Source organism: Dietzia timorensis (assembly GCF_001659785.1).
Lineage (GTDB): Bacteria > Actinomycetota > Actinomycetes > Mycobacteriales > Mycobacteriaceae > Dietzia > Dietzia timorensis.
Genome location: NZ_CP015961.1, coordinates 1,896,323 through 1,916,359 on the forward strand (window position 1 = coordinate 1,896,323; position 20,037 = coordinate 1,916,359).

The 20,037-nt window shown below is 64.1% G+C and carries 20 protein-coding genes; 2 read left to right on the forward strand and 18 right to left on the reverse strand.

Annotated features, from left to right (window positions below; all coding sequences use genetic code 11):
- Positions 1 to 227: 227 nt before the first annotated feature.
- Entirely contained in the window at positions 228 to 1,142 is a 915-nt protein-coding gene (gene ypfJ, locus BJL86_RS08655; RefSeq protein ID WP_067471005.1) for a KPN_02809 family neutral zinc metallopeptidase, read from the forward strand.
- On the opposite strand, the gene hisS is transcribed toward ypfJ, so the two are convergent.
- Both hisS and BJL86_RS08665 read right to left on the reverse strand, forming a co-directional pair.
- Positions 1,139 to 2,416: a histidine--tRNA ligase gene (hisS, locus tag BJL86_RS08660; RefSeq protein WP_067471003.1), complete on the reverse strand. Its 1,278-nt coding sequence runs from the start codon at positions 2,414 to 2,416 to the stop codon at positions 1,139 to 1,141. The genes ypfJ and hisS overlap by 4 nt on opposite strands.
- A gap of 83 nt (positions 2,417 to 2,499) precedes the next feature.
- The gene (locus tag BJL86_RS08665) at positions 2,500 to 3,183 is read right to left on the reverse strand and encodes an MBL fold metallo-hydrolase (RefSeq protein ID WP_067471001.1); all 684 of its coding nucleotides are present in this window, start codon (positions 3,181 to 3,183) and stop codon (positions 2,500 to 2,502) included.
- A gap of 212 nt (positions 3,184 to 3,395) precedes the next feature.
- Between BJL86_RS08665 and BJL86_RS08670 the strand changes: the two genes are divergently transcribed.
- Positions 3,396 to 4,421 (forward strand): peptidylprolyl isomerase, encoded by a 1,026-nt coding sequence (locus BJL86_RS08670; RefSeq protein WP_067470999.1) that lies wholly within the window; start codon positions 3,396 to 3,398, stop codon positions 4,419 to 4,421.
- A gap of 89 nt (positions 4,422 to 4,510) precedes the next feature.
- On the opposite strand, the gene BJL86_RS08675 is transcribed toward BJL86_RS08670, so the two are convergent.
- The 16 genes from BJL86_RS08675 to pgsA form a co-directional block, all read right to left on the reverse strand.
- On the reverse strand, positions 4,511 to 6,841 hold the full coding sequence (locus tag BJL86_RS08675; protein ID WP_067470997.1) for a RelA/SpoT family protein: 2,331 nt from the start codon (positions 6,839 to 6,841) through the stop codon (positions 4,511 to 4,513).
- Positions 6,842 to 6,881: 40 nt separating this feature from the next.
- Positions 6,882 to 7,415, reverse strand: a complete 534-nt coding sequence (locus BJL86_RS08680) for an adenine phosphoribosyltransferase (RefSeq protein ID WP_067470995.1) — start codon at positions 7,413 to 7,415, stop codon at positions 6,882 to 6,884.
- 50 nt (positions 7,416 to 7,465) lie between these two features.
- Positions 7,466 to 8,539: a protein translocase subunit SecF gene (gene secF, locus BJL86_RS08685; RefSeq protein WP_067470993.1), complete on the reverse strand. Its 1,074-nt coding sequence runs from the start codon at positions 8,537 to 8,539 to the stop codon at positions 7,466 to 7,468.
- On the reverse strand, positions 8,539 to 10,146 hold the full coding sequence (gene secD, locus BJL86_RS08690; protein WP_067471323.1) for a protein translocase subunit SecD: 1,608 nt from the start codon (positions 10,144 to 10,146) through the stop codon (positions 8,539 to 8,541). The genes secF and secD overlap by 1 nt, the downstream gene beginning before the upstream one ends.
- 263 nt (positions 10,147 to 10,409) lie before the next feature.
- On the reverse strand, positions 10,410 to 10,748 hold the full coding sequence (yajC, locus tag BJL86_RS08695; protein WP_067470991.1) for a preprotein translocase subunit YajC: 339 nt from the start codon (positions 10,746 to 10,748) through the stop codon (positions 10,410 to 10,412).
- A 97-nt stretch (positions 10,749 to 10,845) separates the two neighbouring features.
- The gene (gene ruvB, locus BJL86_RS08700) at positions 10,846 to 11,946 is read right to left on the reverse strand and encodes a Holliday junction branch migration DNA helicase RuvB (protein ID WP_067470989.1); all 1,101 of its coding nucleotides are present in this window, start codon (positions 11,944 to 11,946) and stop codon (positions 10,846 to 10,848) included.
- Between the two features lie 8 nt (positions 11,947 to 11,954).
- On the reverse strand, positions 11,955 to 12,566 hold the full coding sequence (gene ruvA / locus BJL86_RS08705; RefSeq protein ID WP_067470987.1) for a Holliday junction branch migration protein RuvA: 612 nt from the start codon (positions 12,564 to 12,566) through the stop codon (positions 11,955 to 11,957).
- A gap of 56 nt (positions 12,567 to 12,622) precedes the next feature.
- The gene (ruvC, locus tag BJL86_RS08710; RefSeq protein WP_067470985.1) at positions 12,623 to 13,237 is read right to left on the reverse strand and encodes a crossover junction endodeoxyribonuclease RuvC; all 615 of its coding nucleotides are present in this window, start codon (positions 13,235 to 13,237) and stop codon (positions 12,623 to 12,625) included.
- Between the two features lie 30 nt (positions 13,238 to 13,267).
- The gene (locus BJL86_RS08715; protein ID WP_067470984.1) at positions 13,268 to 14,020 is read right to left on the reverse strand and encodes a YebC/PmpR family DNA-binding transcriptional regulator; all 753 of its coding nucleotides are present in this window, start codon (positions 14,018 to 14,020) and stop codon (positions 13,268 to 13,270) included.
- Between the two features lie 147 nt (positions 14,021 to 14,167).
- Positions 14,168 to 14,806, reverse strand: a complete 639-nt coding sequence (gene pdxT / locus BJL86_RS08720; protein ID WP_067470982.1) for a pyridoxal 5'-phosphate synthase glutaminase subunit PdxT — start codon at positions 14,804 to 14,806, stop codon at positions 14,168 to 14,170.
- A gap of 40 nt (positions 14,807 to 14,846) precedes the next feature.
- On the reverse strand, positions 14,847 to 15,668 hold the full coding sequence (locus tag BJL86_RS08725; RefSeq protein ID WP_067470980.1) for an acyl-CoA thioesterase: 822 nt from the start codon (positions 15,666 to 15,668) through the stop codon (positions 14,847 to 14,849).
- 18 nt (positions 15,669 to 15,686) lie between these two features.
- Positions 15,687 to 16,592: a pyridoxal 5'-phosphate synthase lyase subunit PdxS gene (pdxS, locus tag BJL86_RS08730; RefSeq protein ID WP_156515170.1), complete on the reverse strand. Its 906-nt coding sequence runs from the start codon at positions 16,590 to 16,592 to the stop codon at positions 15,687 to 15,689.
- 72 nt (positions 16,593 to 16,664) lie between these two features.
- Positions 16,665 to 17,189, reverse strand: a complete 525-nt coding sequence (locus BJL86_RS08735; RefSeq protein WP_067470978.1) for a LemA family protein — start codon at positions 17,187 to 17,189, stop codon at positions 16,665 to 16,667.
- Positions 17,190 to 18,410, reverse strand: coding sequence for a glycosyltransferase family 4 protein (locus BJL86_RS08740; RefSeq protein ID WP_067470976.1), 1,221 nt, complete (start codon positions 18,408 to 18,410; stop codon positions 17,190 to 17,192).
- A complete protein-coding gene (locus BJL86_RS08745) occupies positions 18,410 to 19,381 on the reverse strand; it encodes a phosphatidylinositol mannoside acyltransferase (RefSeq protein WP_067470974.1) in 972 nt (323 codons plus the stop codon). The genes BJL86_RS08740 and BJL86_RS08745 overlap by 1 nt, the downstream gene beginning before the upstream one ends.
- The gene (gene pgsA / locus BJL86_RS08750; protein WP_067470972.1) at positions 19,382 to 20,035 is read right to left on the reverse strand and encodes a phosphatidylinositol phosphate synthase; all 654 of its coding nucleotides are present in this window, start codon (positions 20,033 to 20,035) and stop codon (positions 19,382 to 19,384) included.
- Positions 20,036 to 20,037: the final 2 nt, after the last annotated feature.

The window sequence follows — 20,037 nt, forward strand, 5'->3', positions numbered from 1 at the left end:
CCGGCGCACTGCCCGGCCGCGGTCTACCGTCGACGGTCGTTGGTTTTTAGGTGTTCTGGTTTTCCTATGACGCCGGACGTGGCTTAATTAGCGTGACTCAAGCCCACGCGGCGCGCTCAGTACAATAGCCAATCCTACGGCGCATCACGGCGGGCAGCACCCGCCGGGGCACCGGCCCGATCCCATCCCGCGCACCCGCGCCGACGTTCCACACGAGGAGAATCCCCATGACGTTCAGAAGGCAGGGCAATCTCGACACCTCGGGCGTGTCCGGAGGAGGCGGCGGGCGCGGTCGCGGGGTCGCCGTGGGCGGCGGCGTCGGCGGCATCGTGGTCGTGCTCATAGCCGTGATGTTCGGGATCAACCCATCCGAACTCGGCGTCAATACCGGCGCCCTGGGAGGTGGCGGAAACATGGGGACCGACGCCTCGGCGCAGCAGTTCCAGGAGCAGATCGATTCCTGCACGCTCGAGGTGGCCAACACCGACACCGTGTGCCGCATCGTCGCGACGACCGAGAGCATCGAGGACGTGTGGACCGCGCAGCTACCGGAGCAGACCGGCATGCGCTACGAGCAGGCGCACACAAACCTGTTCTCCGGGCAGATCTCCACCGGTTGCGGCACCGGGGATTCGGCCATGGGGCCCTTCTACTGTCCCGCAGACAACAACGTCTATCTCGACCCGGAGTTCTTCGACCAGGTACTCGCGGGGCAGTTAGGCGGATCGAACGCCCCCGCCTCACAGATGTACGTGGTCGCGCACGAGTTCGGCCACCACGTGCAAACACTGCTCGGCGATATACAACGGTCCCAACAGGACCCGCAGGGCGAGAGTTCGGGAGCGGTCCGGGTCGAGCTGCAGGCGGACTGCTATGCCGGTATCTGGGCGCACTATGCGACGACGACCGCCGCCCCGGGAGGCGATCTGCCGCTGCTCGAGTCCCTCACCGAGTCCGATATCGACGAGATCGTCCGTTCCGCGGAGGCGATCGGCGACGATCACATCCAGAGCCTCGGCTCGGGCCGCGTCGACCCGAGCTCGTGGACCCATGGTTCGTCCGACATGAGGCGCACGTGGTTCGTCAACGGGTACCGCAACGGCTCCGTCGACTCCTGCAACACCTTTGACGCCCAGATCTAGCCGGCGAGCGTCGCGACGACCTCGCCCAACGCGACGGTGCGCTGTTGGCCGTCCGCCATGTTCTTGATGATGCAGTTGCCCTCGGCGATTTCCTGCTCGCCGAGTACCAGCGTGTGCGCGGCGCCGGAGCGGTCCGCGCCCTTGAACGCGCCCTTCATGCCGCGGTTTCCATAGGCCATGTCGACGCGCAGCCCGGCGTCACGAAGCTCGGCAAGGAGCGGGACCATCGCCGCACGCGACTCGGTCCCGAGCGCAACGCCGTACACGTCGACCCGGGAAGCCGGAGCCACGTCGACGCCTTCGGCGCGCAGCGCAAGCATCGTTCGGTCGACACCGATTCCGAAGCCGATTCCCGAGAGTTCCTGTCCGCCGAGCTGCGCCATGAGCCCGTCGTAACGTCCGCCACCGCCGATGCCGGATTGAGCACCGAGGCCTTCGTGGACGAATTCGAACGTGGTCTTTGTGTAGTAGTCGAGCCCACGCACCAGCCGCGGGTTGATCGTGTAGGCGACACCCATCGCGTCGAGGTGGCGGCGCACCTCGGCGAAATGCTCCGCGGCCTCGTCGGAGAGGTTATCGAGCATGAGCGGGGCGTCGGCGAGCTGCTCGCGTACCTCCGGGCGCTTGTCGTCGAGCACACGCAGCGGATTGATCGCCGCGCGCTCCCGAGTCGCGTCGTCGAGATCCAGTTCGGAGAGGAAAGACTGGAGCTTCTCCCGGTACGGCAGGCGCGATTGCGCATCTCCGAGCGAGGTGAGGTCGAGCCGGTAACCGGTGAGACCGAGACGCTTGTAGCCCTCGTCTGCGATGGCGATGACTTCGGCATCGAGCGCCGGATCGTCGATACCGATAGCCTCGATCCCCGCCTGCTGGAGCTGGCGGTAGCGGCCGGCCTGCGGCCGTTCGTAGCGGAAGAACGGCCCGGCGTAGCGCAACTTGACCGGAAGCTGCCCGCGGTCGAGACCATGCTCGATGACCGCGCGGACCACTCCCGCGGTGCCCTCGGGTCGCAGCGTCACCGAACGGTCGCCGCGGTCAGCGAAGGTGTACATCTCCTTGCTGACGACGTCGGTCGATTCACCTACCCCGCGCGCATAGAGTGTGGTGTCTTCGAAGATCGGCAACTCGATGTACCCGTACCCGGCGCGCTCGGCGGCGGTGAGGATGGCGCCGCGCACCGCGAGGAACTCGGCCGATTCCTGCGGCACGTAATCCGGGACACCCTTGGGCGCGCTGAGCTTGGTCTTCTTGCCCTTCGACTCAGAACCAGACACCGAGGACCTTTCCAGGAGAGGGAACTTTAACCTTAAAACACCAGGTAGCGTACACCGCCGGCGTGAGAGAATGCGTGCTGGGGCTAGCCGAGGCCGCGTAGGAAGGGATTAGCCGCTCGCTCTTGGCCGACCGTCGTCTGCGGTCCGTGGCCGGGCAGGACGACAACGTCATCGTCCCTGGACAGGAATTTCTTCGCGATCGAGGCGAGGAGCACCTCGTGGTCCCCTCCGGGCAGATCGGTTCGCCCGATTCCGCCATTGAACAGCACGTCCCCTCCGAACATCACGGTCACATCGGACATCGCCCCGCCGTCGGCCTCGATATCGGCGGTCGTCGTGAAGGACACCGAGCCCTCGCTGTGCCCCGGGACATGGTCGACGCTGAATCGAAGGCCCGCATATTCGAGTTCCTCGCCGTCAAACATCTCCACCACCACCTTCGGCTCGGCGAACTCCTGTCCCTGGAGAAAGCTCGCGGTGTCCGCGGACATCCCCTTGGCCGGATCGGTGAGCATGAATCGGTCGTCGGGATGGATCAGCGTCGGGATCTCATAATGATCGGCGACCTCACGGACGTTCCAGGTGTGATCGAGATGACCGTGTGTGAGCAACACTGCCTCCGGGGTGAGCCCGCCGGATTCCAGAAGCTCGTGAACCCGTGGCGCAGCGTCCTGACCGGGGTCGATGACGACGCAGCGCGAATCCTCTCCAACGACGATGTAGCAGTTGGTCTGGAACATTCCTGCTGGGAAACCGAGGATCTTCATGCCGTCCACTCTCCTTGTCTTATCGCCTGAGCGAGAAAAATTACCCGATCCTTTGCCGGAACATAGCCCTTGGTTCCACGGGACTAAGCCTGTTGGCGCTAGGCTGGTTCGCTGGACGAGGTGCGGTGTCGCTGGCTCCGAGTGGCACCCGGACCTCCTCATTGCACCCTATTAGCTAGCTACAACGCTAGCCGAGCAGACCGGGAGAGTTAGTGTCCACGAATGAGGAACGCCGGGCTGAGGCGCGGCAACGGCTGCGCGACGAGCTCGCTGCACAGAAGAAGCGCGAGAAGCGGACCACCATGACCCTCGTGGCGGTGGCCTCGGTCATCGTGCTGGGTCTCGTGGCGACCGGCGTCACGATGAAGGTGCGCGAGAACATGCACGAGAACCAGATCGCCGCCGAGCAGGAGGCGATGGACGCATATCTCGCGGACTGGGCGGAGTGCGACTATGCGCCGTCCGCGGACGATCAGATGGAGCCGATTCCGCAGGAGCAGATTGATCAGGCGGATGAGGCGACTCGCGAGCAGTACGAGGATCTCAACGACAAGATCGAGATCGCCAAGAAGGAAAAGGTCTCCGCCGACGCGCCGGAGGGCGACCAGTACCGCCACGGCACCGCGGACGTCGACCTCACGACCAACAGCGGCGACATCGACCTGACCCTCGACCGCGCGAAGGCCCCGTGCAACACGGCGAGCCTGCTGGGTCTGGTCGACCAGAAGTACTTCGACGACACCATCTGCCACCGCCTGACCAAAACGGATCCGGACCAGGCTGCGGCGATGGGTGGCGGACTATCCGTCCTCCAGTGCGGCGACCCGACCGGCACCGGTCTGGGCGGGCCCGGATACAACGTGCAGGACGAACCGCCGACGGATCTCGAGGCCGGCGCAGACGGGCAGACCTCCGTCTATCCGCGGGGAACGGTGGCTATGGCCAAGGGACAGGCGCCCAACTCCGCAGGCTCGCAGTTCTTCCTCGTCTATGAGGATTCGAACCTGCCGCCGGAGTACTCCGTCGTCGGCAACATCGGCGAAGAGGGCCTGAAGACGCTCGACAAGATCGCCGACGAGGGCACCAAGAGTGACGACCCGCAGAACCCGGACTCCGAGGTTCCCAAGAAGGAAGTCAAGATCGAAAAGGCCGTCGTCACCGACGAAGAAGAGGTGCCGACTCCCCCGGAGAAGCCCGAGCTGAGCGAGGATGCGCAGATGGCCGAGGCCCCTGCCTAACCGCATTCACTTCTTCGCGAAGAACCCGGTTCGAGATTCATTCTCGGACCGGGTTCTGTCGTTTCGTTATGAACTTGGGCGCGCCCGCACTAGTTCGCGGAATTCGTGATGCGGTAGGCGTCGTACACGCCCTCGACTCGCCGCACCGACGACAACACCTGCCCGAGGTGGCCGGGGTTGGCCATCTCGAACGAGTACCGCGAAATGGTCACCCTGTTGTCGTCCTTCATCTGCAGGGTCGCCGACAAGATGTTCACATTCTCGTCCGCGATCGCCTTGGTGATGTCAGAAAGTAGCCGTTGCCGGTCGAGAGCCTCCACCTGCACCGCGACGAGGTACAGCCCGTCCGGTTCCGCACCGGACCATTCGACCTTGACCAGTCGTTCGGCCTCGCGCTTGAGCTCCGCGGCATTGGTGCAATCAGTCCGGTGCACGCTGACCGTGCCGGTCCGGGTGACGAAACCGAGGATATCGTCGCCGGGCACAGGCGTGCAGCAGCGTGCGAGCTTGACCACGACATCGTCTAGCCCGTCGACGAGCACGCCAGAGGCCGTCGTTCGCTCGCTGAGATTGGCCTTCGGTACCTTCTTGTTCGACGAACGCTCGGCGAGCTCCTCGGATACCTCTTCGCTGCCGCCGAAATCGGCGATCAACTTGGACAGCACGTGAGTGGCGGACAGGTGCCCCTCGCCCACCGCCGTATACAAGGCGGTGACGTCGGAGTAGGACAACTCCCTGGCTACCGCGGTAAGCGAGTCGTTGGAAAATAGCCGGTGGATAGGTGCGCCGGAGCGCCGGATCTCCCGGGCGATCTGCTCCTTGCCGCGTTCGAGCGCCTCCGAGCGTCGTTCCTTGGCGAACCATTGGCGGATCGCGGTCTTCGCGCGTCCCGTAACGACGAAGTTCTGCCAATCTCGACTCGGTCCGGCGCTCGCGTCCTTCGCGGTGAAGATCTCGACGGTGACGCCGTTGGTGAGCGGTTTCTCCAGTGCGACGAGCTTGCCGTCTACCTTCGCGCCGATGCATCGGTGCCCGACTTCCGTATGGACCGCGTATGCGAAATCCACAGGCGTGGCGCCCTGGGGCAGGCTGATCGCCTTCCCCTTAGGCGTGAAAACGAAGATGTCCTTCGAGTTGATCGCGAAGCGCAGGCTGTCGAGGAACTCACTCGGGTCTTCGGCTTCTGCCTGCCACGACAGCAACTGGCGTAAGTACGCCATCTCATCGATGTCCGCGGCGTCCCCGTCGTGGCGGCCCTTGGTCTCTTTGTAGCGCCAGTGCGCGGCAATGCCGTACTCGGCGGCATGGTGCATCTCGTTCGTGCGGACCTGGATCTCCAGGGGCTTGCCCTCTGGGCCCATGACGGAGGTGTGCAGGGACTGATACACACCGAACCGCGGGGCGGCGATGTAGTCCTTGAACCGTCCAGGCATTGGCGCCCACAGGGAATGCACGACGCCGACCGCCGCATAGCAGTCACGTACCGAGTCGCAGAGTATCCGGATTCCGACGAGATCATGGATCTCGTCGAACGCACGGCCGCGGATCATCATCTTCTGGTAGATCGACCAGTAGTGCTTCGGCCGGCCGTCGACGGTGGCATGGATGTGCGAGGTTCGCAGCTCCTTCGTGAGGAGGTCCTTCACCGTCCGGATGTACACGTCCCGACTCGGCGCGCGGTCTGCGACGAGCCGCACGATCTCCTGGTACTTTTTCGGCTCGAGGATCGCGAACGCGAGGTCCTCCAGTTCCCACTTGATGGTCGCCATGCCGAGACGATGAGCGAGCGGGGCGATCACCTCGAGGGTCTCGCGTGCCTTCTTGGCCTGCTTTTCCGGGCGGAGAAACCGCATCGTGCGCATGTTGTGAAGGCGATCGGCCACCTTGATCACGAGCACACGCGGGTCCTTGGCCATCGCCGCGATCATCTTGCGGATCGTCTCCGCCTCGGCAGTCTCGCCGAACTTGACCTTGTCGAGCTTGGTCACGCCGTCGACGAGGTGGCCTACGATATCGCCGAAATCGGCACGCAGCTGGTCGAGGGTGTAGTCGGTGTCCTCGACCGTGTCGTGCAGAAGTGCCGCGACGAGGGTCGTGGTGTCCATGCCCATCTCCGCACAAATCGTCGCGACGGCGAGAGGATGGGTGATGTACGGGTCGCCGGACTTGCGGAGCACCCCTTCGTGCTTGTGCTCGGCGAGTTTGTAGGCGCGAGCGAGCAGCTGGGCATCGGCCTTGGGATGGTATCGCCTGTGGACGCGCAGCAGCGGTTCGAGCACCAAGGGCGTGGGAGATGTGCGCGGCGCCGTCATCCTCCGGGCCCACCGGGCGTACACGCCTCTGGTGGCCTTGGGGTTGGCCACGGGCAATGGCTGGGTGCGCCTGTCTTCGGGGTTCGGACCAGGATTTGCGACGGTCATTTAGGCCTCCCCCTCTAACACGACGTGGTCGGTTCGCGACCTATCCGGCAGAAAGGCAGCGAACGTTGTGTCCGACGAGTTTATCGCGACCGCCCAATCCGGGGACCTCAAGCACCACAGAAATACCCGCGACTTCTGCGCCCGCCTCTTCGAGCAACTCGACCGCAGCGGCGACCGTGCCGCCGGTCGCGAGCACGTCATCGACAACGAGAACTCGTCTACCTGCCAGTTCAACGCCCTCGGCCGGGATTTCAAGCGTCGCTTCGCCGTATTCGAGCTGGTATGTGCGAGAGAACACCGGGGGCGGTAGCTTGCCCGACTTGCGGATGGCGAGTACGCCCGTGTTCAGGTGCATCGCCACCGCCGCGCCGAGGAGGAAGCCCCGCGCGTCGAGCCCCGCTACGAGGTCGATGCCCGACCACTCTCCGCCGAGCGCGTCGATAACGCAGTCGAATGCCTCCGAATCGGCCAATACCGGTGTGAGGTCGATGAACTCGACTCCGGGCTGCGGGAAATCGGGCACGCGGCGTGCGTGTCGTTCGATCAGCGCGTTCGCGGTACTGAAATCGCTCATAGCCGAGACCATCCTCGTGTGGTGTCCGATGAACCTGTCGTGCTCGGTGACTAGGCGGAAGCCGTTTCGGCTTGCCGCCTCCGTCGCAGTACTGCCTCGTCGTGCTTCTTGATGTCCTTGCGGCGGGTCTTGATATCGACCAGCAGCGGCGTCGCGAGGAAGATCGACGACAATGTGCCGGTGAAAATGCCCACGACCTGAACGAGAGCGAGATCGCGCAGCGTCCCGACACCGAGAATTACGACCGCGATGATCACGAGCGCCGCGAGCGGCAACAGCGAGATCACCGTCGTATTGATCGATCGCATCAGCGTCTGGTTGACGGCGAGGTTCGCTTCTTCGGCATAGGTGAACTTCGACCTGTGTCTGATGCCCGCGGTGTTCTCCTGCACCTTGTCGAAGACGACCACGGTGTCGTAGAGCGCGAAGCCGAGAATCGTGAGAAGGCCGATGACCATGGCCGGGGTGACTTCCCACCCGACGATCGAATATATGCCCGCCGTGAACACGAGGACGTACAACATCGACACCATCGCGGCTGCGGACATGGCTGCCTCGAATCGAATCATGATGTAGACGAACACGATGGCGACGAACGCGATGAGCGCGATGATCGCCTGCTTTGTGACCGCGCTACCCCATGATTCGGAGCGGTTCGAGTCACCGATGGCATTGGGTGAGACCTCGCCCGCGGCGTTCATCGGCTGATATTCCTCGAACAGTGCGTTCTTCGCATCCGTGATCTGTTGCGTGCTCAGGAACGGCATCTGGATCTCGACCTGTCGGCCGCCGCCGGCGCCGATGAGCTGCGCCTCGGCAACCTCTTCCCCGGTCGCATCCGAGACGATCTGGGAAGCCACCTCGGTATCGACGCCCTCCGCTGGCACGGACAGCTTGGTGCCGCCCTCGAAATCGATGCCGAGCGAGAAGCCGCGGAAAACGATGCTGCCGAGGCACACGAGGAGGATGATCAGCGAGATCGTGTAGTAGAACTTGCGTTTCTGCACGATCGGGAAGCCGCCTGTACCCGTGTAGAGGCGGTTGAGCCAGCTTTCCTTCTTTGCCGTGTCATTGGGGACGGGGGCGTCCGCCGAGTCTTTCGGCTGATCGACTGTGGTGCTCATCAGGCGTCGTCCCCCTTGGACTGAGAAGAAGGTGTGCTGCCGGCCGTGGTCGCGGCATCCTCGGCTGCGGCGTTGCGTCGCGCGGCCTCGTTTCGGTGCTCGGCGACAGCCTTGACGCGGAGATCCTCCATGGCGCCGAGACCGTTCATCGAGTTCTTCGAGAAGACAGGCTTCGTGGACGCGAGGTAGACCAGCGGCCACATGATTGTGAACGCGACCAATATGTCCATGATCGTGGTGAGGCCGAGCGTGAACGCGAAGCCTCGAACCTCGCCGATGGCCAGTACGTAAAGGACCACTGCGCCGATAACGGACACCATGTTGCCTGTGACGATGGTGCGGGAGGCGTTCTTCCAACCGCGAGGTACCGCGGATCTGAATCGGTGTCCTTCGCGGAGTTCGTCCTTTATTCGTTCGAAGTAGACGACGAACGAATCTGCGGTCATACCGATACCGATGATGACGCCCGCGACGCCCGCGAGATCGAGGGTGTATCCGATCCAATTACCCAGCAGGACCAGCACTCCGTACGTGAGCACGATCGCAAAGATCAGCGACAGGAAGGCAAGGAAGCCGATGACCCGGTAGTAGAGAAGCGAGTAGCCGAGGATGAGGAGCAGACCGACCGCGCCCGCGAGGAGGCCGGCGTCAAGCGAGGCCTGTCCCAGGCTCGCGGGGACATTGTCGACGTTTGGTTCTTCGAACGAGACCGGAAGTGCGCCGAAGCGGAGGTTGGAGGCCAGTGATTGGGCGGTATCCATATCGTCCAAACCGGTGATCGAGGTTTGGGAGCCGGGTGGAGTTACGCCCTGGATAACCGGCGCGCTAATGACCTCATTGTCCATGAGGATGGCGACCTGTTGGTTCAGGTACTCCTGAGTGAGCTGTGACCAGGTCATCGACGCGTTGACGGGGCCACCGTTGAAACGGAAGGCCACCTGGATCTGTCCACGCTGTTGGTCGAATCCCGCGCTGACGGAGTCTCGCTGGATCTTCTCACCATCGAGATAGCCCGCCGGCCCTTCAGGGGCGCCGTCGACTCTGGGCTGCGGTGCGAGGAGGTACTTCTGCCCGTCGCCACATGCGAGGAGGTACTGGTCCGGATTATCGACTCCGGCGAGCAAATCGGTTTCCGGACAGTTCCACGTGTTGAGCTTCTGCTGGAGGGCGGCCTGATCGTCGCCCTGGCGCTCGGCCCGCGCGTCCTCGATCGCCTTCTCCGCGGCCTCTTGATCGCCGGCGGTGTCCGGTGTCGGTTCGAAATTGAACGGATCGGCCATCGGAACAACCTGCACCACGGGGCGGATCGTGAGCTTCGATGTCTCGCCGAGGTCGCGCGCGGCCGTCGCGTCTTCGCCCGGGACCGTGAGGACGATATTACTTCCGTCGAGAACGACCTCGGCGCCGGAGACGCCGAGTCCGTTGACTCGCTCACGGATGATGTCCGTAGCCTGCTGCATCGACTCTTCGTCGGGCTGACCGCGGGGCACGAGCGTCACCCGCGTACCGCCCTGCAAGTCGATACCCAACTTGGGAGCGAACGCGCCCGTCGACGTCATGAACGCGAGTAGGTAAAGAAAAATCGTGACAAGGCCGAAGATCGACATCAACCACCACGGACGTGGTCGCGAGTCTTTACGTCGGTTCGTTTTTGGTGCAGTCAACGTAGAGGTGTCTTTCCTTGCACTAAGTGGCCGGCAACGGCGATGCGTCCCTCGGAAGGCAGCTCATCACCGCGGGCCCGCCCCGAAAATCGGGGCTACATCCTGGGTCCTACCCGCAGCAGCGATCGGCAAGCGAGGCGCGTTTACTCTACCCGCTCCAAATGCACCGAACGCAAACACTTTGCGCGGCGCGGCGCGGATGGGAACTACTTCTCGGAATCGGGTCCCGTTGGGCTGTCCGGGTTCTCAGGGGACTCTGTGGTTCCGAGGTCCTGGGCGGCCGTCGGCTCCTGCGGGGTGAGCCGCTCGCGAATTACCCTGCGATCCCAGGTCGACACGACACCCGGAGCGATTTCGAGGTCAAGAGTCGCCTCGGAGGTACTGACAACCTTTGCGTGCAGGCCGGCCGTCGTCATCACCAGATCGCCGGGCTGCAGGTCGTTCTGAAGCTCTTGAACTTGCTTCATCGTCTTCCGCTGACGAACCATCTGCATGACCATCAGGCCGAAGAGCACCACAATGAGAAGCGGCAGCAATAGTTCCATTGGTTTTTCACTCCAAATCTAAGGACAAATTTTCCTACGCCCGCGAAAGCCTACCGCCTTAGCGTGAGCAACAGCACACGTGGGCGCGGGCGGTCTACTACCGGAACAGCGCATCTTCGTCAGCGGATTCCGGGCCTTCGCGTGACGGGGCGCGCTGCGTATATTCCGCCTGCCGTAGCCCCATGTGCTCCCAGGCAGCAGGAGTGGCGACCCGTCCGCGCGGAGTACGCGCCATGAGCCCTGCTCGCACGAGGTATGGCTCGCAGACCTCTTCCAACGTCGAGCGTTCCTCGCCTACGGCAACGGCAATACTCCCGAGCCCCACCGGGCCGCCGCCGTGGATCTGCATAAGGGATCGCAAGACGGCCCTGTCCAACTTGTCCAGGCCGATAGCATCAACTTCGTACACCCGAAGCGCGGAATCGGCCAGTTCCAGCGTGATCCGTCCATCGCTCTTGACCTCGGCGTAATCGCGCACGCGACGCAAGAGACGATTGGCCACGCGTGGTGTTCCGCGGGAGCGTCGCGCGATTTCCGCAGCCGCGCGCTCCTCGAGCGGAACCGAGAGTATCCCCGCAGTTCGGGTAACGATATGGGCCAGATCCGCATCTTCGTAGAAGTCCATCGTGGCGGTGAACCCGAAGCGATCCCTCAACGGTCCGGTGAGAGAGCCGGACCGAGTCGTAGCTCCGACCAGGGTAAATGGTGCAATATCCAGGGAGATGGAGTTTGCCCCGGGCCCCTTGCCGACCATCACGTCGATGCGGTAGTCCTCCATGGCGAGGTACAGCATTTCCTCGGCCTCGCGAGCCATACGATGGATCTCATCGATGAAGAGAACATCCCCGGGCTGTAGGTTCGTCAAGATCGACGCCAGATCTCCGGCGCGAACCAGCGCCGGGCCGGAAGTGAGGCGTAAAGCGCCGTTGACCTCCGCAGCGACGATCATCGCCAGCGAGGTTTTGCCGAGTCCGGGCGGCCCAGCGAACAAGAGATGATCAGGGGCCTCGTCACGAGCCTTCGCCGCGGACAGGACGACGCGGAGCTGCTCGCGAACGGAATCCTGGCCGACGAACTCGTCGAGGCTACGCGGACGCAGCGCAGTTTCCGCGTCGGAATCGAAAGGAGTTATCGACGTAGCGGTGACATCGAGCTCCGACTCGGAATCACTTATATCGCCGTCGTGGAATTGCGACATGATCTCCCCTACTTACCGGGTCCGAGCTGCTTGAGCGCGAGTCGAAGCAGGGCAGCCGGATCCGCGTCCGGTTCGCCCTCCGAGACCGTGGCAACGGCCGAAGCAGCGTCCTTTGTGGGGAAGCCGAGTCCCTCGAGCGCGGTGACCACCTCCGTGTTGCGTCCGCCTCCGTTGATTGTCTCTCCCTTCGAGACCTCGGCCGCTGCACCAGCATCCGCATATGCGTCGAGCTTCTCGCGCAGGTCGAGGATCATCCTCTCGGCAGTTCGCTTGCCGACCCCAGGCACGCGCTGGATCGTCTTTACGTCCTCGTTCGCGACGGCCGCCGCGAGGTCGGCTGGATCGATAGTGGCCACAACCGCCAAAGCGATGCGGGGGCCGATCCCGCTGACTCCCTGGACAAGCCCGAAGACTTCGCGCGCTGCCGCGGATTCGAATCCGTACAACGTCAAAGAATCCTCACGCACAACTAGAGTCGTGTGGAGGAATCCATCTTCCCCACGGCGCAGCGTCGATAGCGCGGCCGGAGTCGCGAGCACGAGTAATCCCACTCCTCCGGCTTCGATGACGCAGTGCCCCAAAGCGACCTCGAGGACTCGGCCCCTCAACGTGGAAATCATTCGTACGTGTGCCTCTTCCTCATTCCGTCGTGCAACATACCGACTTGCCCCTTGCGCTACCGAATCTTATTCGAGGGGCGCTGCCGTACCGCGGATTCTCCAGCAGCGGCACGCTGACTGAGCGCGGCCGCCACCTTAGCCTCATACCCTGACAAAGGTCCCTGACCAGCCTCTGAATGTGCAGAGGTCAGCGATTCGGCAGGGGCGCGCCAGGCATGGCACACGGCCAACGCGAGAGCATCGGCAGCGTCGGCCGGTTGCGGAGGTTTCTGCAGGCCGAGAATGCGCGTGACCATCGTCGTCACCTGCTTCTTGTCCGCGCGCCCATTTCCCGTGATGGCGGCCTTGACCTCCGAAGGTGTACGGAAGTCGACCGGGATCGAGCGATACGACGCGGCCAGGGCAACGACTCCGGCCGCCTGAGCGGTCCCCATCGCCGTGCTTCGCTGGTTCTGCGCGAACACCCTTTCGATCGCGAGAATGTCGGGTTGATGGACGTCCATCCACTCGCAAGCCGCCTCGAAGATCGACTTGAGGCGATGCTCGAGTCGCTCATCCGAGGGGGTGCGGACCACGTCGACATCCAATGCGACGACGTGTCGGCCCTTTCCAGTCTCGACGAGCGCCATGCCGCAGCGCGTCAGCCCGGGGTCGAATCCCATGACGCGCATCGTCTACATTCTCCTGAAAGCGGTGATTGGCTACGCGTCGAGCTCGGCGAGAACGTCGTCCGAGACATCGATGTTGCTGTAGACGTTCTGCACGTCGTCCGAGTCCTCGAGTGCATCGATGAGCTTGAAGACCTTGCGGGCGAGTTCCGCATCCGCCTCGACCTCGACCGATGCACGGAAGCCGAGCTCGGCGGAATCGTAATCGATGCCCTCTTCCTGCAGCGCGCTACGGACCGCGACCAGATCAGTCGGCTCGGAGACGATCTCGAACTGCTCGCCCAGGTCGTTGACCTCATCGGCGCCGGCCTCGAGGACCGCCATGAGAATGTCGTCCTCGGTCTTCTCACCCTTGTCGAGAACGACTTCGCCCTTGCGGCTGAACAGGTAGGCCACCGAACCCGGATCGGCCATATTGCCGCCGTTTCGTGTCATGGCGGTACGGACCTCGCCGGCCGCGCGGTTGCGGTTATCGGTGAGGCACTCGATGAGCACCGCGACGCCTCCCGGTCCGTAGCCCTCGTACATGATCGTTTCCCAGTTGGCGCCGCCGGCTTCCTCGCCCGCTCCGCGCTTGCGGGCACGCTCGACGTTGTCCTGCGGGACCGAGTTCTTCTTGGCCTTCTGAATCGCGTCGTACAGCGTTGGGTTTCCGGCTGGGTCCCCGCCGCCGGTGCGCGCCGCGACTTCGATGTTCTTGATGAGCTTGGCGAAGAGCTTGCCGCGCTTGGCGTCGATTGCCGCCTTCTTGTGCTTGGTGGTTGCCCACTTGGAATGGCCCGACATGAGCGCCTCCTTGTCAATGAAACGTGCTAAGTCAAAGTGTTCGCGCGCGCATCGGATGCGAAAACATCGTGCTGCCTGGGCAGAGTTTTCGGCGAAACCGTGCAGCGCTTTCCCTCCAGTCTAAACGTGACGGGAGCAAGCGCATGGCTACGGCACAGCGCTCGGGCGTCCCGGCCCTTCGGCACGGAAGTTGACCATCTGCAGGAAGTGCTCGTGAACCGACAGGTCGTCGGTGAGTTCTGGGTGGAAGGAGGTGACGAGCGCGTTGTCCTGCTGAACCGCCACGGCCACCGGGGCGCCCGAAGCATCGGTGACTTCGGCGAGCACCTTCGCCTCGGGACCGACTTTTTCGACCCACGGGGCGCGGATGAAGACCGCGCGAATGCGGTCTCCGCCGTCAAACGGGATTTCGGTCTCGAAAGAGTCGACCTGACGCCCGAACGCGTTCCGACGGACCGTGATGTCGAGCGCGGAGAAGTTGATGGCATCGTCGCGCGTGTCGAGGACCTCACCGGCGAGGAGAATCATGCCCGCGCAGGAACCGTAGACCGGTAGCCCACCGGCGAGTGCCGAGCGCAGTGGCGCTTCGAGCTCATGCAGGCGGATGAGGTTGGACATCGCGGTCGTCTCCCCTCCGGGGAATACGAGGCCAGAGATGCCCTCGAGATCCGCCGGACGGCGAACGCGAACTGTCTCCGCGCCGCACGCGTCCAGGTGCGCGATGTGCTCGCGAAAATTGCCCTGAACGGCGAGGACGCCGATGCGGGCGGTTGAAGCCTGGGGCATGAGTTCCTTATGTCTATGTCGCGGACGTCTGCGCGGCGGTTCATCCGCCCGTGCGGGTGAGTCCTTCTTGGGTGACTGCGGCGACGAGGTTGCCGTGCGAATCGAAAATGCGGCCTTGGGTGAGCGAACGTCCGAGCGTCGCCGACGGCGAGGTCTGGTCGTATAGCAACCACTCGTCTGCCCGGAACGGACGCTGGAACCACATGGCGTGGTCGAGAGAAGCCTCCTGAATTTCCACTCCCGGATGCGGGACCCGGGCGGAGCCGAGCAGAGTCATGTCCGACATGTAGGCGAGGGCGCACACGTGATCATTCGGGTCGTCGGACAGCTCGCCGGTGTAGCGGAACCAGACGCGCTGTTGGGCCGCGAGTACCGGGTATAGCTTCTGCTGGTCGGCCGGGATGAAGCGGATATCCCATTCGGTCCATTCATCGAAAAACGCCCTCGGCTGCCCGCTGAGATCGAGGTCGCGGATATTTGTCAGGTCCTCTGGGCCGACGACCTCGGGCATCTGATCCTGATGCTCGAACCCTTCCTGGCCGCCAACCTGGAACGAGGCGCTCATCGAGAAGATGACCTCGCCCTCCTGAAGAGCAGATACCCGACGAGTACTGAAGGAACGACCGTCACGCACCCGATCCACAGAGAATACTGTCGACTTCTTCGGGTCGCCCGCGCGCAGGAAGTATCCGTGAAGCGAATGAACCGAACGGTCGGCCTCTACCGTGCGCACCGCCGCGGTAAGCGTCTGGCACGCGATCTGTCCGCCGTAGGTGCGGATCAGCTGCGAATCCATCGGCTCACCGCGGTAGAGGTCCCGGTCGATCCTCTCGATATCGGTGACCTGAGAAAGTGAAGGCATCGCTGCGCTCTCCTCGGGCTACCAGCCGCGCTCGGCGAGACGGTGAGGCTCGGGAAGGTCGTCGACGTTGATGCCGACCATGGCCTCGCCGAGTCCGCGGGAGACCCGAGCGAGCACATCCGGATCGTCGTAGTTCGCGGTGGCCTCGACGATCGCCTTCGCGCGCTGCTCCGGGTTGCCGGACTTGAAGATTCCGGATCCGACGAACACGCCCTCGGCGCCGAGCTGCATCATCATAGCCGCGTCGGCGGGCGTCGCAATGCCACCGGCGGTGAACAGCACGACGGGCAGCTTGCCCTCGCGAGCAACCTCGGCGACCAGCGGGTACGGCGCCTGAAGCTCCTTGGCGGCCACGTAGAGCTCGTCCTCGGGCAGCGCGGAGAGCTTGCGGATCTCGCCGCGGATCTGGCGCATGTGGGTCGTCGCGTTGGAGACGTCGCCCGTGCCGGCCTCGCCCTTCGAACGGATCATTGCCGCGCCCTCGGTGATGCGGCGCAGCGCCTCCCCGAGATTGGTCGCACCGCACACGTACGGGACGGTGAAGTCGAACTTGTCGATGTGGTTCGAGTAATCGGCCGGGGTGAGCACCTCTGACTCGTCGATGTAGTCGACGCCCAGCGACTGCAGGATCTGCGCCTCGACGAAGTGGCCGATGCGCGCCTTCGCCATCACTGGAATCGACACGGTGTTGATGATTCCGTCGATGAGGTCCGGGTCGGACATGCGGGCCACGCCGCCCTGCGCACGGATATCAGCGGGAACACGCTCGAGCGCCATCACGGCGACGGCACCGGCATCCTCGGCGATCTTCGCCTGCTCCGGGGTCACGACGTCCATGATCACGCCGCCCTTGAGCATCTCGGCCATACCGCGCTTGACGCGGGCTGTGCCTCGCTCGTTCTGGGTCTCGTTCGCGGTGCTCAAGGTGCCTCCTCGGTAAACGCTATTCACATAGAATCGATTTGCCCCGCCGGTGTTCACGGCAAGGCCAGACGTCTAATTGTAGGACGGATCGACCAGCTCGATGTATTCGGGCATCGGCGCCGATCCCGCAAGGCGGAACCAGGACACGACCTTTTTCTCCCGTAGCCGGCGTGTGTCCCGAACTGCGTCGTTGTAGAACCGCCGAGCCATTTCGAGTCGATCCCCGACATCGGTGGCCTCGGCGCGCAGATGCGGCCCCATCGATTCCGGCGGCAGAACCGATAGAGCACTGGTCAGATCGTTTTCCGTCTGCTCGATGCCGGTCTGGGGGGCTCCTGGGGTGAACCTGTCGGCCGAGCGGTGTTTGGCGCGCCCGATGCAGCTACGGATCCATTCGGCGGCGCGCTCGTCCTCGGGGCCGAGTCCCTCGGCAATGGCTACCGCCACGGTATGACGTCGGAGGAACGCCTCGTGCAGGGCGGCCGCTGCCAGGTCCGTGCGGATGTGCAGACGGTCGAGGCGATGCGCGGTGAGATAGGCGAGCAGCGATGCCAACGCCACGAGGACCGCCAGGACGATTACGAGGATCCACCACATCTAGTGCTCTCCCCTTTCGCCCCGTCCGCGACCGCTGGATGGGTTCGCCCCCGCGACGTCACGAAAGCGAGCGCCGCCGGACACGCGAACCTTCTCCCCCGGCGCGCGCACGGTGTCGTACACGCGAAGCACGCGCGTGCACACCACCGGCCAGTCGTAGCCCTCGACAGCCTCGGTGGCGCGGGCCACGAGGTCCGCTCGCCGCGTGTGTTCCTCGAGCAGCGCCACGAGGTGTTCGGCAAGGGATTCGGAACGGCCGGTGGCGAACAGTTGACCGCATTCGCCGTCGCGCAGCACTCGGCGGAACGCGTCGAGATCGGAAGCGAGAACCGCAGTGCCCGCCGCCATTGCCTCGACAAGCACGATGCCGAAGCTCTCTCCCCCGGTGTTCGGAGCGCAGTACACGTCGGCCTCGGCGAGAGTGCGGGCTTTGTCCTCGTCGTCGACGCGGCCGAGAAAGTGCACGCCCCCGGTGTCTCCGAGCAAAGCCAGTGCCTCGTTCTTGTCGCCGCCGCCCATCACCCACAGCTGCGCATCCGGAATCCGTTCGCGAACCGCCGGCCACGCCCTGAGAAGCACGCCCAGCCCCTTGCGGGGTTCGTCGAAGCGGCCGAGAAAGGTGACGGCGGGCGGACGCGTCCTTCCGTCGTCATCGGAACGGTCCCTTGTGAGGGCCACGGAGTCGCGTGCCGCCTTGTAGAAGGAGACGTCCACGCCGTTGGGGATCTCGACGGCATCGGAGCCGAGGGCCTGCACCTGCCAGCGGCGCGCGACATCGGAGACCGCGATGCGGCCGCGAATCTTCTCGAGGAACGGTGACAACACGCCCTCGAAAGTCTTGAGCACGAGCGAGGACGCCGTCGAGGTGTGGAACGTCGCGACGATGGGTCCGGTTGCCATAGCGAGCGCGAACATCGATGTGCTCGGCGCGTTCGGCTCATGGATGTGGAGAACATCGGGCTCGATTCGTGCAATCCACTTCTTCGTCGCACGCCACGTGGGGTAGCCGAAGGACAGGCGGGCAACCGAACCGTTATACGGAATCGGCACGCCTTTGCCGACGAAAGTGGTGAATTCGTCCGGTTCCGTACCGCGCTCGCCTGGGGCGAGGATGAATACCTCATGGCCCTGTCCGCGCATCTCCTTAGCGAGATCGGAGATGTGGATCTGGACCCCGCCGGGATGGTCGAACGAATACGGGCAGACGACACCGATGCGCATCAGGTCCGATCTCCGGAACTGCCAACTCCCTCGGAGCCCGCGAGAAATGCCTGCCGATCGGCGTCGAGGTCCTCGAGCCACAGCGGCTGAAGCATGTGCCAGTCCTGCGGATGGCGAGCGATCCCGGCGGCGAAGTCGTCGGCCAGGAGCTGGGTGCCCTCCTCGACCGTACCGCTCACATCGATCGGATCGTTGGCGACGATGCGCATGTAGGTGTCGTCGGAGTAGAAAAGTTCCGCGTACATCAGCGTTGCTCCGGTTTCCTGGGCAAGCTTTACCGGTCCCGCCGGCATGCGTGTGCGGGCGCCGAAGAAATCTACCTCGACACCGGTGCGGCGCAGATCCCGCTCGCCCATGAGGCACACGATTCCGTTATCGGCGAGCACCTTCTTGAGCTCGGGGAACGACGCTGTCTGGCCGCCTGTCAGTGGAAGCACGGTGAATCCGAGGCTTTCGCGGTAGTCGACGAAACGCTGGTACAGCGATTCCGGTTTGAGCCGCTCGGCGACCGTGGCGAAGCCGCCATAGTGCGTGGTTAGCCACAGACCGGCGAGGTCCCAGTTGGCCGAGTGTGGAAGTGCGAAGATGAGGCCGTTGCCCTTGGCGAGGGCGGCATCTAGCTTCTCGCGTCCGACGATATGCTCGGTGATGTTGTCGACGAGGGCCTTCCGGTTCATCGTCGGGAGTCGAAACGCCTCGCGCCAGTATCGTGCATAGGACCGCATCGATTCGCGAATCAACCACTCGGGCACGGCGGCAGGACGGACACCGAGCACGCGAGCGAGGTTGGCCCGCAGCTGCGAGTTGTCGTCCATCCGCCGCCAGGCCACGTCGGCACCGGCGTTGAACAGTCCGCGGGCAACCTGGTCCGGGAGCGCGCGCACGGCCATCCAGCCGGCGGCGTAGCCGAGATCGGAGGCACGTTCGGCGAGCGTCGCCTCGTTCGCGGGGTGTTCCGAAGCCTGCGCCATCTACTGTTCCTTCTCGTGCGGGGGACGTCCACCGTCGGCTTGGGGCTCGGACTTGAGGTAAGAGGCGCGGCCACCGAGGACGCGCTGGACCACGGTGATCACTGAACCGATGGCCACGATGCTCACTCCGAGCTCGAGCATCCATGGCACGCCGAGGCCCTCGAGGCCCGCCCCGACGAGAACGATGACCAACCGGTCGGCCCGTTCCATGAGCCCACCGGGAGTGGCGAGTCCGCCGGCGTCCGCGCGGGCCTTCGAATAGGACACGACCTGCGAGAAAGTGAGCGCGATGAGCAACATCACGATCGCCATGGAATTGTCCGGTTCGCGGTGGATGACGTACCACAAGAGCGCGCCGAGAATCGCGCCGTCGGCAATGCGGTCTGACACCGCGTCAACCAGCGCGCCGTAGGGACTACCTGTACCTCCTGCGCGGGCCACGGCGCCGTCGAGGAGGTCGAACAGAGTGCACAGACCGATGACGATGGCCCCTGCGAACAGGTAGCCGTTGCCGAACAGCACGAGGGCCGCGGCCACGGTCGCCGCCATGCCCACCAGGGTGATCATATTCGGCGTGATGCCCGCCTTGACGAAGACGCCGGCGATCCGCGGGGCGACCTTATTGACGCCACTTCTGCCGTGTTCGCTGAGCATCT